This is a genomic window from Marinobacter sp. F4216, assembly GCF_019931195.1.
In the GTDB taxonomy this organism is placed as follows: Bacteria; Pseudomonadota; Gammaproteobacteria; order Pseudomonadales; family Oleiphilaceae; genus Marinobacter; species Marinobacter suaedae.
This window is the reverse complement of sequence record NZ_JAIOUO010000002.1, coordinates 168565-180987: the sequence shown is the minus strand read 5'-3', so window position 1 is coordinate 180987 and position 12423 is coordinate 168565. Positions and strand designations below refer to the sequence as shown.

The window sequence follows — 12423 nt, the reverse complement described above, 5'->3', positions numbered from 1 at the left end:
AGCAGGAACCGGGCCAGTTTGGCCCTGCCCCACTCCACAGGCCTATCAACGCAACTGGATGGAGAAGTTTGCTTCGGTAGACGCCACTTCGTTGGAGAACCAGCGAGAGGTGACGGTCTTGGTTTCGGTGTAGAAACGTACCGCCTGCTTGCCGTAGGCATGCTGGTCGCCGTAAAAGGAGCCCTTCCAGCCGGTGAAGGAGAAGAACGGCAGGGGTACCGGAATGGGTACGTTCACACCTACCTGACCCACGTCGATCTCGTGCTGGAAGCGACGGGCGCAACCACCGGAGGAGGTGAAGATGGAGGTACCGTTGCCATAGGGGCTTTCATTGATCAGCTCGATGGCATCACCCAGGGTGTCCACGTCCATGCAGGACAGGACCGGGCCGAAGATTTCTTCTTTGTAGATATCCATGTCGGTGGTGACACCGGAGAACAGGGTCGGTCCAACCCAGTTGCCGTCCGGGTAGCCATCCACGGTGCAGCCGCGACCGTCCAGCAGCAGGTTAGCGCCCTGGGCTTCACCAGCGGCAATCAGGGATTCGATGCGGTCCTTGGCCTGCGGGCTGATGACCGGACCGTAGCTGGCTCCGGCATCGTCCCACGCACCCGGGCGCACCTTCGCCATGGCCTCTTTCAGTTCCGGGATCCATTCCTGGGCCTGACCAACGAATACAGCCACGGAGATCGCCATGCAACGCTGACCTGCAGCACCCACAGACGCGCCCACCAGGGCATTGATCACCTGCTGTTTGTCGGCGTCCGGCATGATCACCATGTGGTTCTTGGCGCCGGCAAAGCTCTGCACACGTTTCATGTTACGGGTGCCGGTTTCATAGATGTAGCGGCCAACCGGCACGGAGCCGACAAACGAGACCGCCTTGATGGCCGGATCGGTCAGCAGGGTATCCACCTGCTCCTTGCCACCGTGAACCACCTGCAGCACACCCTTGGGCGCACCGGCTTCTTCGAACAGCTCGGCCAGGCGCATCGGGGTCAGCGGATCCTGCTCGGACGGTTTCAGGATGAAGGTGTTGCCGCAGGCAATGGCCATCGGGAACATCCACAGCGGAATCATCGCCGGGAAGTTGAACGGCGTAATACCGGCGCACACGCCCAGCGGCTGGGTCCAGGAGTGGGTATCCACGCTGCGGGCCACATTCTCAACGGTCTCGCCCATCATCAGAGACGCGACGTTGCCGGCGTGCTCAACCACCTCGATACCGCGCCATACATCACCCTTGGCGTCTTCAAAGGTCTTGCCGGTTTCCTGGGCGAGGATTTCGGCGATTTCGTCATGGTGTTCTTTCAGCAGCGCCTGGTAGCGCAGCATCACCCGGGCGCGCTCGGAGACGGGCACTTCTTTCCAGGTCTTGAACACTTCACCGGCGTATTTAATGGCCTGTTTCATCTCCGCGTGGGTGGCGCAGGGTGCCTTGGCAATCACTTCGCTGGTGGCGGGATTGGTAACGTCAATCCACTCGGAGGTCTGGCTCTGAACGAACTCGCCGGCCAGGTACAGAGGTACGTTTTTCATCTTGATGATCCCTGTTTGTTGTTGTGTGGGAATTAAGCCGAAACCCGAACTGGTTTCGTCCACGATTGAAAACAGCCTAGCATGCACCCCGGCTCCTGATGATTGACTAAATTTCGCCCTTGATGGACTATCTTTCGATTACCTAGCAAGACATTGGTCGAACTATGATTAAAACGTCGCAATGGCCGGTACCCAGGGACAGCGTTCGCTATGTCGTTCCCGAGCCCACTATAAAAAGGCTGGCCGATCATCCGCTTACACGCGACTTGTACCCACTGGCCTTCGGACACTACCGGCGAGCAGCGGGCCACCACATGCACCGCGAGCACCACAGCGACAATCTTTTGATTTACTGCACGGAAGGGAAAGCCTTTCTGAATGTCGAGGGGGAGCCTTACACGGTTGGCGCAGGTGACCTGCTTCTGCTGCCGGCCGGTGCCGACCACCGTTACACCTCCGATCCCGACGATCCCTGGACCATTCACTGGGTCCACTACACAGGCCCCCTGGCCGAGGATTTCCAGCACTACATGGGGTTCTCGGGCACGACTCGCGTCCGGCACCTTGGGCGGCAGCCGCGCCTGCTGGTGGATTTCAACGGCCTGCTGTCGGTTCGGCAGACCGGTTTCCGAACCGTCGGACTGATACACGCCGCCAACCGCCTGCGCCAGTTGATGACGGCCATACCCCTGAACATTGATGACGCCAGTCAGCAGCGCAGCGAGGAACTGGAGACCCTTCACAATTACATGCGGGAACACCTGGATGAACGACTGTCACTGGAGCAACTGGCGGAATTGAGCGGCCTCTCGCCCGCCCATTTCGCCACCCGCTACCGCCAGCAGACGGGCACCTCCCCGATCCAGCATTTCCTGCACCTGAAAGTGGAACGGGCCTGCCAACTGCTGGACAGCACCGACGTCAGTTTTGCCGAAATCAGCCGTCGCCTGGGCTACGACGATGCCTATTATTTTTCCCGGCTATTCAAGAAGGTGATGGGGCAGTCGCCGCGGGACTATCGGCACACGGCAAGGCACTGACAAGGCATCGCAGGCCAGCTCAAACATATGTCCATCCTTGCGACTGTTGTTGTCGGCGGGAAACCGCTACCCTTGCAACCACACCTATAAGAAGAGCAACTTCATGGCCGCGTACAACATTGAAATCATAGAAACTATTGATGCCCCCCGGGACAAGGTCTTTGCGCTGTTTGCAGACCATCAACGCTTCGGACAACTGCTCGGTGCCCCGATCAAGCGAATCAAAGACAGCGACCAGGCCGATCCAAACGGCATTGGCTCCGTCCGCAAGATTGGCTTTGGCCCGGTGGGATTTGAAGAAACCGTGTTGAACTTCGAGCCGGACTCCCTGATCGAATACAGCATCACCACCCTGAGCCCCATCAAGAATCACATGGGCCGCATCTGCTTTGCGGACACGCCGGAAGGACAAACCCGAATTAATTACACCATCAGCTTTGAAGACGTCGTGCCATTTACCGGCAAGATGGTGAGCTCCGCACTGGAGCAGGCCATTCGCCGGGGCATTAAAAAAGCGCCAAGCCTGGCCTGAGCCTTTCAGGAAAACCTTCCGCCGGGTAACGGAACGTTACCCGGCCAGTGCCATCCGTCTTGGCCGCATTACTGGTATAACCCACGCTCCAGTTGCATCCGGCGATTGCCCTCGATTAAATGCCAGTCCATATCCGTAGACATGGAGGAGTCATCCGTGTCGGGGCTACCCGCTGCCGTCGGCGGCAGGCTCTCGAAATCAAACTCATCGTAAAGCCCCCGTTCCAGCTGAATCCGGCGATCGTTTTCCACCCCTTTGGGATTGAAGCTCACCGGGTTAGTTGTCCCCATACGTTCCTCGTTCATCGGGGAATCCTCAGGCGCTAGTTCTTCCCAGTACTCACCGTATGATGGCGAAACCGCGAGCAACAACGCCAGGGATGCAGAATAGGTGAATAGACGTGTCATGATTCGTCCTCCTCAACTTCTCTCCGATGGTGCCCACCGGAAGACTCTGAGAAGACGGACGTGTTGTTATCGAATAGGCCCGCCACCTCGGTTATCGCCAACCCTGATCCGAAGTAACTAGGAATTAGAGGACGATTGCGCGGATTAGTTACAGCTGGCGTAGAAAAAACATTGTTGAAATATTTAGTCTGAACACATAACCGTGAGGAGGTGCAAAGGCAGGACCAAGCAAGAGAATGGCAGCAAGCATTCCTGCCCGCTGCCATGTTTAAACCTATCAGTAGCCTGAATCCGATTCGTCCTGCTCCAGAGTCCTGGGATCGGTTTCATCAGGCGGTATGGCCATATTGTCTTCCATCTCAGAGTCCATGCTGTCCCCGGACTCCTGCCCCGCTGCGGTGGGTGGAAGATCCTCGACATCCACGGTCTCGTCCATCGCCTCTTCCCCATGCGCCTCCATAGTCGGAGCGTCCTTTTCCATGGAGTCCTTACCCTCGTCATGTCCGTGGCTGCTCCCGTAGGCTGGCCCGAAGGCGAGCGCAACTGCCAGGGATGCAGAAGAAATCAGTAAACGTTTCATCATGAGTTCTCCCAGAATAGTAATCAGCGCCATCCTGGGCTGTCAGTCGGTTGGAAAAAGGCGAGCACCGCGTCGGATCTCACCCACCTATGAACAGAAATTCAGTCGGTATAACCCGGGACTGATGAGAGGGAATTGACCACGATTAGTTTCATAGGTTTGAGTTATCAGGCGAAAACCAATAATCCACTCAACCTATACATAATGATGCGCTTAGTTGATCGACAAAGCTGATATGACCGATTAGCAAGGTGGTTAGAGAAGCACGAAGGATGGCAGCGAGCGCCCTGCCCGCTGCCTCGTTGGCCAGAATTACATTTCTGAACCGGGCTCCTCCATATCCATTCGAGGGTCTCCTTCGCCATGCTCATCCATATTGTCCTGCATGGTATCGTCCATTCCGCCCTCGGACTCCTGTCCTGCGGCTGTTGGCGGCAGCTCTTCAATATCGGGACCCTGGTGTGCACCGCGGTCCATCGCTTCCTCCCGATGCTCCTCCATCGCCTTACCATCTTCTTCCATGGAGTCCATCCCACTGTCGTGCCCGTGACTGGATCCATAGGCTGGCGCCAAAGCCAACGCAAGAACCAGGGATGCTGCATAAATCAGTAAGCGTTTCATCTTGAACTCCTGAACTGATCGACTCTGAACCGAGCCTTCTGGATTTCGTGAAAACACAGGCTGACAACGGGACCACCTGTGCCCCTAGTTCAGCAGTTACCACAGGTACGTCAAGTATGCTCCCTGCAGGGGTATCCTAAGTCCATCTAACTGAAGCCAATTTCGCCGACCCCGAAAGAAACGTGTCATGTCTCCCGGTCGCCCCGTGCAGTGCAGAACCCGAGGCTACCAATCAGGCCTGTCCTGAACGCCGAATGTTGAGTAAAATCCCGCACTTTCCGCATTAAACAAGAGGCAGCGAAGATGGGCAGAGCCTACCAGAATCGCAAAGAATCCATGGCCAAGACGGCCGCGGCAAAAACCAAGGTGTACAGTAAGTTCGGTCGTGAGATTTACATGTGCGCAAAGTCCGGCGGCATTGACCCGGACGGCAACCTGGCCCTGCGGGGACTGATTGACCGTGCCAAGAAAGCCCAGGTACCGGCGCACGTGATCGATAAAGCGATCGACAAAGCCAAGGGCGGCGGTGGCGAAGATTACGCAGCAGCCCGTTACGAAGGTTACGGCCCGGGCAACTGCATGGTGATTGTGGATTGTCTGACCGACAACCCGAACCGCACGTTCGGTGATGTTCGTTTTGCCTTCACCAAGACCAAGAGCAAGATCGGCACTCCGGGCGCAGTCGCCCACATGTTTGACCACTGTGCCATTTTCGCCTTCAAAGGTGAGGATGAAGAAGCTGTACTTGAGAGTCTGATGGAAGCGGATGTGGATGTTCAGGACATCGAAAGCGAAGACGGCATGATCACCGTGTTCACGCCGAACACCGAGTTCGCCAAAGCCCGTCAGGCGCTGGTGGATGCTTTCCCGGATATCGACTTTGAAACCGACGAAATCCAGTTCCTGCCTAAAACGACCTCACCGATTGAGGGTGACGACATTCCCATGTTCGAAAAATTCCTCGACATGCTGAATGAACTGGACGATGTCCAGAACGTGTTTCATAACGCCGAGTTGCCGGAAGAGTCCGAGTAACCCGACACCCGCCCTGCCGGAAGGCCAGGGCGGGAGCCCACCTCAGTCCAGGATGTACGCAGTCTTTTCCAGGGCGCTTTCTTCTTCATCCACGAACCGGAACTCGTTCCAGCCTACCCGCACCATATCGTTGCTGTTGAGCCGCTGACGGGCTCCGATGCGAATGTCGTTTACAAAGGTGCCGTTTGTGCTGTCCAGATCCGTAATGTAGTAATCCACGGTACCTTCCAGATAGATGTTAGGCACAGTTTCAATAATCGCGTGCTGGCCGCTGACCGAGATTTCATCAATCTGGATGTCGTTGCCGGCAGCGCGGCCAATACGGATTACAGACTGGTCCAAATCGAACGTGTTAACGACCACGCTATCAACCAGTTGGGAAAACGATGCCATATCAGGCTCCTATGTGTTGAAAGGGTTACTTCAGAGTCAGTAAAACAACCGACACATTGTCCGAGGCCTGACGCTCCAAAGCGGCTTCGATCAATGCGTTCACTGCGCTCTCCCTGCTTTCAGATTCCTTCAAAATCCTGCTCCACTCGGCCTCGGGCACGGAATGGGTCAGCCCATCCGAACACAGAAGCAAGCAATCCCCGGGGCGCACCGGCTGGCTGCAGAACGTCAGTTCCAGTGGGTTCATGGCCCCCACCGCCCGGGTCAGTACATTGCGAAAGGGGACATTGGCCACGTCGGCCTCGTTGATGCTGCCGTCTTCCAGCATGTTCTGAACCACGGTGTCATCCCGGGTCAGGCAGGTCGGCTGGCCGTCACGGATCAGGTAACAACGGGAGTCCCCGGCATGGGTAATGTGCGCCGTGTTACCCTCCACCCAGGCGACAACCAGAGTGGTGCCCATTTTCTCCAGACGCTCATCGGTCTTGCGCCGTTCCAGAATTCGGTCATTGGCCAGGTCAAACGCCGTTTCCAGGCAGTCGTTCGGATCGATCTCACCTTTGTCGGCTGCGTCCAGGAACAGCACCGGCACCATCACTTCCATCACCGAATCGGCGGCCAGCCGGCTGGCGATTTCTCCGCCCTGATAACCGCCCATACCATCAGCAACCACCAGCAGCGCCGAACCACCATCATCGGTCACCTGCCAGGCGACCACGTCCTGGTTGGAATCCCGAACGGCCCCCGTATGACTGATGCCAGCAACTTCCAGCTTCATCAGGACAACTCCATGGCTTCTTTGGTGGCTAGCCTGCGGATGGACTCAGCCATATTGGTGGCGGAGGAAAAGCGCTTGTCCGGCTCCCGCTGTATGGCTTTGTTGATCAGGCGCACGAGGCCACCAGGCAAGTCCTGGTTGAACTCGCGGACACTGCGCGGGCGCTTGTTGAGGATCTGATAAGTGAGATTGGCCAGGGTATCGCCCTGATAGGGTGTCTCGCCGCTGACCAGCTTGTAGAGGGTGACGCCCAGACTGTAGATGTCCGACGCCCCGGTCACTTTCTGTCCCTTCAGCTGTTCCGGGGACATGTAAAGCGGGCTACCCATCACGCTGCCAGTGCGGGTGCGGGAGTCATCGGAGATCTTGGCAATACCGAAATCGGTGATCTTGATACCACCGGTATCCGGATTGTAGATAATGTTTCCGGGCTTGATGTCCCGGTGCACGATCTTCTGGCTATGGGCGTAGGCCAGTGCCTCGGCAACACGAACCACGATGTCCAGCACGGTCGGCAACGGCAGCAATTTTCCCGGTTTGGCGAACTCGCTCAAGGGCCGCCCCTGGGCATAATCCATGGCAATGTACGCCAGGTCGGATTCTTCTCCCACGTCGTAGACGGTGACAATATCGGGATGACTGAGCCGGCCTGCGGCCTCGGCTTCGCGGAAAAACCGGGCTTTCAGCTCCTGCAACTGGCCGTCATCAAAGGCGTCGTAACTGAGGGTTTTGATCGCTACCGTACGAGCAATCTTGGGATCGGTTCCCAGATACACCACGCCCATGGCCCCACGACCGATTTCCCGCTCGATTTCATAACGGCCCAGCGCGGGCCGGCTGACCGACTGCTGGGGCATCAGCAGAGTTCGGGTCGCATCCATAGCGCCGGCCTGCACAGAGGGTGCATTAGCCGCCATGTTTTGCAGCGCCGCCAGACGCTCTGCGGTATCCCGGAAGTTTTTCTTGCGCTCAAGGATGCTGCGGTAGGTGCGTATCGCCTTGTCGTACTGGCGCTTGCGCTCTTGCTGGATGGCTATCTCGTGGCGAACATCCAGCGCCTCGTCACAGGCCGGGCAGGCATCAATGGCTTCCAGAGACTCATCGGTGTTGCCCTGCTGCAGGAGTATGCGTGCAAGGCGCAACCGGGCGGTCCGGGCATTCTCCGTCAGTGCCCGGATCTCCCTGCGGGGCTGAAGCCAGAACAGCATCACCAGAAACCCTGCAGCCAGCAGCAGAACCACTTCGCCCAGGGGCAGCCACTCGTTCCGGCTGACCGCCAACGCTGCCTGCGCAACCACCAGAGAACCACCCATCAGCAGGGTAACCGGCAACGCCACTGCGGCACCCATACGGGGAACCGCCAGCATCAGGTAACCGGCCATCAGGAGCAGACCAGAATGCACCGCCAGATCGGACCACAGGGGCTCCGACCAGCCCCGGCTGGCCAGCAGAACGGGCACGGCATCCACCGGCACTGGCAAAGCCGCCAGCCGGGAATCACCGGACGCAGTCAGCCCGAGCACAACGCGATCCACCCAGCCCAGAAAGGCAAGATGCTCACCAAACAGCACGGCCACGACGGCTGCTAGCAGGATCAGCAACCTGAGACTGAACAGGTGTGTTAATAAAAAAGCTATGGATTTCACAGGCAACTTTGTTCTAAATCTTTGATCTTGTTAGTTTAGAAACACCGAAGCCGCGATTGATACAGGTGATCGATTGCTTTTTGTAAGGGTTTGTTGAGCTGGGAGGCAGCGCACACGCTGCCCTGCTGTAAACACCACAGGATGGACAAACAGGGATGACACTGAAGTTACTGCTGACACTGACCGGCCTGTTGCTGCTGGCCACAGGAATCTACCATTCCTGCAAACCCCTGCCCCCTGGCATCCGTTACGAGGGTGAGCCCGCGCCGCTGGTGAATGCAAGGCTACACACAGACACCACGATGCATCACAAGGATGGCTCGGAAACCCGGCAACATGAAATCTTTGATGAGGTGTTCCGCCTGATTGCCGGGGCCGAGCAGTTCGTTCTGCTGGACATGTTTCTCTACAACAGCACCCGGCCCGAAGGCGTTCCCCACCGCCCGCTCGCGCAGCAGCTGACAGACACCCTCATAGCGCGCAAGCAATCACAGCCCGACATGGAGATCATAGTCATCTCCGATCCTCTGAACACCATGTACGGCGGCACCACATCATCGTTCTTCAAGCAGCTTCGCGAGGCAGGCATAACGGTGGTGGAAACCGACCTCCGTCCACTCCGGGACAGCAACCCCACCTGGTCCGCACTCTGGCGAGTGTGCTGCCAATGGTTCGGCAACAACGCACAGGATGGATGGCTGGACAATGCCCTGGGGGAACACCCGGTTACCCTGCGCAGCTATCTGGCCTTGCCAAATTTCAAAGCCAATCACCGCAAACTGCTGGTAGCCGATCACGATGGGCGCTTGCAGGCACTGGTCACCTCCGCCAACCCACATGACGGAAGCAGCCGGCACAGCAATCTTGGCCTGAGCTTTGGCGGTACGGCCGTCGCGGATGTGCTGCGGAGCGAGCAGGCCGTCATGGCCATGTCCGGCGCGGATGATTCAATTCTTGGGCCATGGATCAAGCTGGCTCAGGAAAGCCGGGCACAGGAAATGCCAGAGGGCCAGAAACCGCACAGTGGCACCCTTCGCCTGCTGACCGAGTCGGCCATTCGAGACAAAGCACTGGACATGATCGATCGTGCCGGCAAAGATGACGGTGTTGATATGGCCATGTTCTACCTGTCCCACCGGGCCATCGTGCAGAGTCTTTTGGCCGCGCACGAACGGGGCGTCGGCCTCAGAATACTGCTGGACCCCAACAATGAGGCGTTCGGCCACCAGAAAAGCGGAATCCCAAACCGACAGGTAGCCGTGGAGCTGCACCGGGCAGGCATCCCGGTTCGCTGGTGCAATACCCGGGGCGAGCAGTGTCACAGCAAGCTACTTATGCTGCACCCAGCGAACGGCGATACCGAGATCCTTCTGGGGTCGGCAAATTTCACCCGACGCAATCTGGATGATCTTAATCTGGAAGCGGATGTCTGGCTGTCTGTAGCACGCGAGTCACCTCTGGCCGGGAAAGCAACCAGCTTTTTCGACAGCCAGTGGCAGGCAGGTCCGGCGGAGGATCCCACGCTCAGCCTGCCCTACGAAGCATGGGCGGACGAATCCTCCATCAAGTACTGGCGTTATCGCCTGATGGAGGCCAGCGGATTATCCACCTTTTGAGCCGTCGCCCGGGCAGAATCGAAGACCATGACAACTTTGTATGTTGAACCACCAACAAGCTGTGCTTTATTGTTTACCGTCAAATAGTTAATAAAAGGAAACTCCCGATGTCAGGCATCAGAAAACACCTCAGACACATTTCATTTTTTATGGCACTGGTACTGGCAATGGGGACGGTATGGTCCTCCGCCGCCACCGCAGCCATGGTGGGCACCGGCGAAATGATTCATGGCCAACAGCAGGAACTGGATCGCCAGCAACTGATGGACATGCTCGACACCGAGGAGGTTCAGAACAAGCTTCTGGAGCTTGGCGTGAGTGAGGATCAGGTCCGGGACCGCATCCAGAATCTGACCCCAACCGAGCTGGCCGATTTTGAGCAGCAGCTGGCCGAGGCGCCAGCGGGTCAGGATGTGGTCGGCATTATCGTGCTGTTCCTGCTGGTGTTTATTGTCACCGACATGCTCTGCGCCACCAACATATTCAGCTTTATCAACTGCATCCGGTAAGTGCAGGTACAAGCAACCAGAAGCTCGTTCAAGCACATCGCCGGCGCACTGCTGGCGATGATGCTGAGTGCCTGCGCGTCCACGGACCACTGGCCTCAATCGGGCCCCGACTCCCCCTCCCTGCCCCAGCGTGTCCTGCTGGAGGATGTGCCGTTTTATCCTCAGGAGCGTTTTCAGTGTGGGCCGGCCTCGCTGGCCATGACCCTGAACAGCCAGGGGCTGACAACGAACCCGGATGTGCTTCGGGAACTGGTTTATATCCCCGGTCGGGAAGGCACCCTCCAGGTTGAACTGATCGCCGCAGGCCGGGCCCACAATTTTCTGGTCTACCAACTCGATGGCACCCTGGACAGCCTGCTGAAGGAACTGGCGGCGGGCAACCCGGTGCTTGTGATGCAGAACCTGCGTTTTGGCTGGTGGCCACAATGGCACTTTGCCGTTGCCGTGGGATTTGATTCCGAAGAACGCACGCTGATTCTGAACACCGACACCCGGAAACACTACGAAGCTCCCATTCGTGCCTTTATCAATACCTGGGGCCGCGCCGATAACTGGGCCGTCGTCATGCTGCCCCCCGATCAGGTGCCGGCAACGGCCGAACCTCTGAAATTCCTCGACGCCGGGTACGACCTGGAAAGCACCGGGCAAACCCTCGCGGCCATGACCGCCTACCAGACGGCCGAGCAGCAATGGCCGAATCAACCAGCGGCGGTGTTTGGCCAGGGAAATCTCGCTTACGACATGGGTAACCGGAAGCAGGCAGTTCGTCACTTCAGCCGCATGGTCACCCGCTTTCCCGACATAGCCGAGGGCTGGAACAACCTTGGTCACACTTTGGGAGAGCTGGGGTGTCGCCAGCAGGCCACCGAGGCCCAGCTTTGCGCCTCCCGGCTGGCCCCCCTGCGTTTTTCAGCGCCGGCCGAAGTAGAACCACCCGACGAGATAGCCCCGGAATATTGTTCGATTCCCGCCTGCCCTCAGACTTCGATCACTGACCAGTAAATGGCTTCTGGAAGAGCACCACATCCTTTCTTGGAATACGGATACGCCAGCCAAGCTGTTCGGCAATCATCCCGAGTGTTTTCTCCCGGTAAAAGACAACGTGGGTCGGATCACGGCGATAGTGCCAGTTGGCAAACCGGTCGTCGTCTGTCTGAAAGCAGGTCATCACACCCAGCCAGCCGCCAGGCTTCATTAGCCTATCCAGTTGCCGGAAGACCTCGGCCGGCTCATGTAGATGCTCCACCACCTCGGTGCAGGTAATGAAATCGTAGGTGCTCAACAGAGCGCCGGTGTCCGGATAGAAAAACGGATCGTACAGTGACATCGACATACCGGCCTCGCTCAGCATGTCCGCCAGCGCCGGACCCGGGCCACAGCCGAAATCGAGGCCACACATGCCCTGCTCCAACTCGGCCAGCAGCGGCTCGAGGAGCTTGCTCAGGAAACGCCGATAGCCCGGGTCTGCCAGATCATTCTCGTGGCAGTCATAGATACCCCGTTCCTCATCAGCCGAAAGACGGCACCCCTCCGCCATCACCGTAGCCTCACAAGTGGGGCAACGCAGATAGGAGTATTGCTTGATAGTCTGGAAAGCGGTGAGCTCTGCCTGCAGGCACACCGGACAACGACTCACCATTTCCGACGGTTCCTCAAACACTTCATAGCCATGTCCAGTTGTATCGATCAGCCACCACCGGATGGCAATATGCTCCACCCTCACGTCG

Annotated in this window: 14 protein-coding genes; 6 read left to right on the top strand and 8 right to left on the bottom strand. The window is 57.8% G+C overall.

The genetic code is table 11. The features are described from left to right. Positions 1 to 45: 45 nt before the first annotated feature. Positions 46 to 1539, bottom strand: coding sequence for a CoA-acylating methylmalonate-semialdehyde dehydrogenase (locus K8I84_RS01400; RefSeq protein WP_223792937.1), 1494 nt, complete (start codon positions 1537 to 1539; stop codon positions 46 to 48). 164 nt (positions 1540 to 1703) lie between these two features. Here K8I84_RS01400 and K8I84_RS01395 point away from each other — a divergent pair, with 164 nt between their 5' ends. Beyond that, the gene (locus tag K8I84_RS01395; RefSeq protein WP_223792936.1) at positions 1704 to 2579 is read left to right on the top strand and encodes an AraC family transcriptional regulator; all 876 of its coding nucleotides are present in this window, start codon (positions 1704 to 1706) and stop codon (positions 2577 to 2579) included. Between the two features lie 103 nt (positions 2580 to 2682). Further along, positions 2683 to 3111: an SRPBCC family protein gene (locus K8I84_RS01390; protein WP_223792935.1), complete on the top strand. Its 429-nt coding sequence runs from the start codon at positions 2683 to 2685 to the stop codon at positions 3109 to 3111. A gap of 68 nt (positions 3112 to 3179) precedes the next feature. On the opposite strand, the gene K8I84_RS01385 is transcribed toward K8I84_RS01390, so the two are convergent. From K8I84_RS01385 to K8I84_RS01375, 3 genes are all read right to left on the bottom strand, one after another. Continuing rightward, a complete protein-coding gene (locus K8I84_RS01385; RefSeq protein ID WP_223792934.1) occupies positions 3180 to 3518 on the bottom strand; it encodes a hypothetical protein in 339 nt (112 codons plus the stop codon). 277 nt (positions 3519 to 3795) lie between these two features. Further along, positions 3796 to 4101 (bottom strand): hypothetical protein, encoded by a 306-nt coding sequence (locus K8I84_RS01380; RefSeq protein ID WP_223792933.1) that lies wholly within the window; start codon positions 4099 to 4101, stop codon positions 3796 to 3798. 309 nt (positions 4102 to 4410) lie between these two features. Next, positions 4411 to 4719, bottom strand: a complete 309-nt coding sequence (locus K8I84_RS01375; RefSeq protein ID WP_223792932.1) for a hypothetical protein — start codon at positions 4717 to 4719, stop codon at positions 4411 to 4413. Between the two features lie 303 nt (positions 4720 to 5022). Here K8I84_RS01375 and K8I84_RS01370 point away from each other — a divergent pair, with 303 nt between their 5' ends. After that, a complete protein-coding gene (locus K8I84_RS01370) occupies positions 5023 to 5754 on the top strand; it encodes a YebC/PmpR family DNA-binding transcriptional regulator (RefSeq protein WP_223792931.1) in 732 nt (243 codons plus the stop codon). Between the two features lie 42 nt (positions 5755 to 5796). On the opposite strand, the gene K8I84_RS01365 is transcribed toward K8I84_RS01370, so the two are convergent. The 3 genes from K8I84_RS01365 to K8I84_RS01355 are packed head-to-tail and all read right to left on the bottom strand — an operon-like array spanning position 5797 to position 8571. After that, positions 5797 to 6147: an FHA domain-containing protein gene (locus tag K8I84_RS01365; protein ID WP_223792930.1), complete on the bottom strand. Its 351-nt coding sequence runs from the start codon at positions 6145 to 6147 to the stop codon at positions 5797 to 5799. Positions 6148 to 6172: 25 nt separating this feature from the next. Further along, positions 6173 to 6925, bottom strand: a complete 753-nt coding sequence (locus tag K8I84_RS01360; RefSeq protein ID WP_223792929.1) for a PP2C family protein-serine/threonine phosphatase — start codon at positions 6923 to 6925, stop codon at positions 6173 to 6175. Further along, the gene (locus K8I84_RS01355) at positions 6925 to 8571 is read right to left on the bottom strand and encodes a serine/threonine-protein kinase (RefSeq protein ID WP_223792928.1); all 1647 of its coding nucleotides are present in this window, start codon (positions 8569 to 8571) and stop codon (positions 6925 to 6927) included. The genes K8I84_RS01360 and K8I84_RS01355 overlap by 1 nt, the downstream gene beginning before the upstream one ends. Positions 8572 to 8726: 155 nt before the next feature. Here K8I84_RS01355 and K8I84_RS01350 point away from each other — a divergent pair, with 155 nt between their 5' ends. The 3 genes from K8I84_RS01350 to K8I84_RS01340 all read left to right on the top strand — a co-directional run bounded on the left by K8I84_RS01350 (position 8727) and on the right by K8I84_RS01340 (position 11698). Continuing rightward, the gene (locus tag K8I84_RS01350) at positions 8727 to 10187 is read left to right on the top strand and encodes a phospholipase D family protein (protein ID WP_223792927.1); all 1461 of its coding nucleotides are present in this window, start codon (positions 8727 to 8729) and stop codon (positions 10185 to 10187) included. 107 nt (positions 10188 to 10294) lie between these two features. Then, the gene (locus K8I84_RS01345) at positions 10295 to 10696 is read left to right on the top strand and encodes a PA2779 family protein (protein ID WP_223792926.1); all 402 of its coding nucleotides are present in this window, start codon (positions 10295 to 10297) and stop codon (positions 10694 to 10696) included. Further along, positions 10697 to 11698, top strand: coding sequence for a PA2778 family cysteine peptidase (locus tag K8I84_RS01340; RefSeq protein WP_223792925.1), 1002 nt, complete (start codon positions 10697 to 10699; stop codon positions 11696 to 11698). Here K8I84_RS01340 and K8I84_RS01335 read toward each other — a convergent pair. Continuing rightward, on the bottom strand, positions 11685 to 12335 hold the full coding sequence (locus tag K8I84_RS01335) for a class I SAM-dependent methyltransferase (RefSeq protein WP_223792924.1): 651 nt from the start codon (positions 12333 to 12335) through the stop codon (positions 11685 to 11687). The genes K8I84_RS01340 and K8I84_RS01335 overlap by 14 nt on opposite strands. Between the last annotated feature and the right edge of the window lie 88 nt (positions 12336 to 12423).

Coding starts and splice junctions, on each gene's coding strand:
- K8I84_RS01400 (WP_223792937.1), bottom strand. CDS start 1,539: ATGAAAAACGTACCTCTGTACCTGGCCGGCGAGTTCGTTCAGAGCCAG.
- K8I84_RS01395 (WP_223792936.1), top strand. CDS start 1,704: ATGATTAAAACGTCGCAATGGCCGGTACCCAGGGACAGCGTTCGCTAT.
- K8I84_RS01390 (WP_223792935.1), top strand. CDS start 2,683: ATGGCCGCGTACAACATTGAAATCATAGAAACTATTGATGCCCCCCGG.
- K8I84_RS01385 (WP_223792934.1), bottom strand. CDS start 3,518: ATGACACGTCTATTCACCTATTCTGCATCCCTGGCGTTGTTGCTCGCG.
- K8I84_RS01380 (WP_223792933.1), bottom strand. CDS start 4,101: ATGATGAAACGTTTACTGATTTCTTCTGCATCCCTGGCAGTTGCGCTC.
- K8I84_RS01375 (WP_223792932.1), bottom strand. CDS start 4,719: ATGAAACGCTTACTGATTTATGCAGCATCCCTGGTTCTTGCGTTGGCT.
- K8I84_RS01370 (WP_223792931.1), top strand. CDS start 5,023: ATGGGCAGAGCCTACCAGAATCGCAAAGAATCCATGGCCAAGACGGCC.
- K8I84_RS01365 (WP_223792930.1), bottom strand. CDS start 6,147: ATGGCATCGTTTTCCCAACTGGTTGATAGCGTGGTCGTTAACACGTTC.
- K8I84_RS01360 (WP_223792929.1), bottom strand. CDS start 6,925: ATGAAGCTGGAAGTTGCTGGCATCAGTCATACGGGGGCCGTTCGGGAT.
- K8I84_RS01350 (WP_223792927.1), top strand. CDS start 8,727: ATGACACTGAAGTTACTGCTGACACTGACCGGCCTGTTGCTGCTGGCC.
- K8I84_RS01345 (WP_223792926.1), top strand. CDS start 10,295: ATGTCAGGCATCAGAAAACACCTCAGACACATTTCATTTTTTATGGCA.
- K8I84_RS01335 (WP_223792924.1), bottom strand. CDS start 12,335: ATGGTGAGTCGTTGTCCGGTGTGCCTGCAGGCAGAGCTCACCGCTTTC.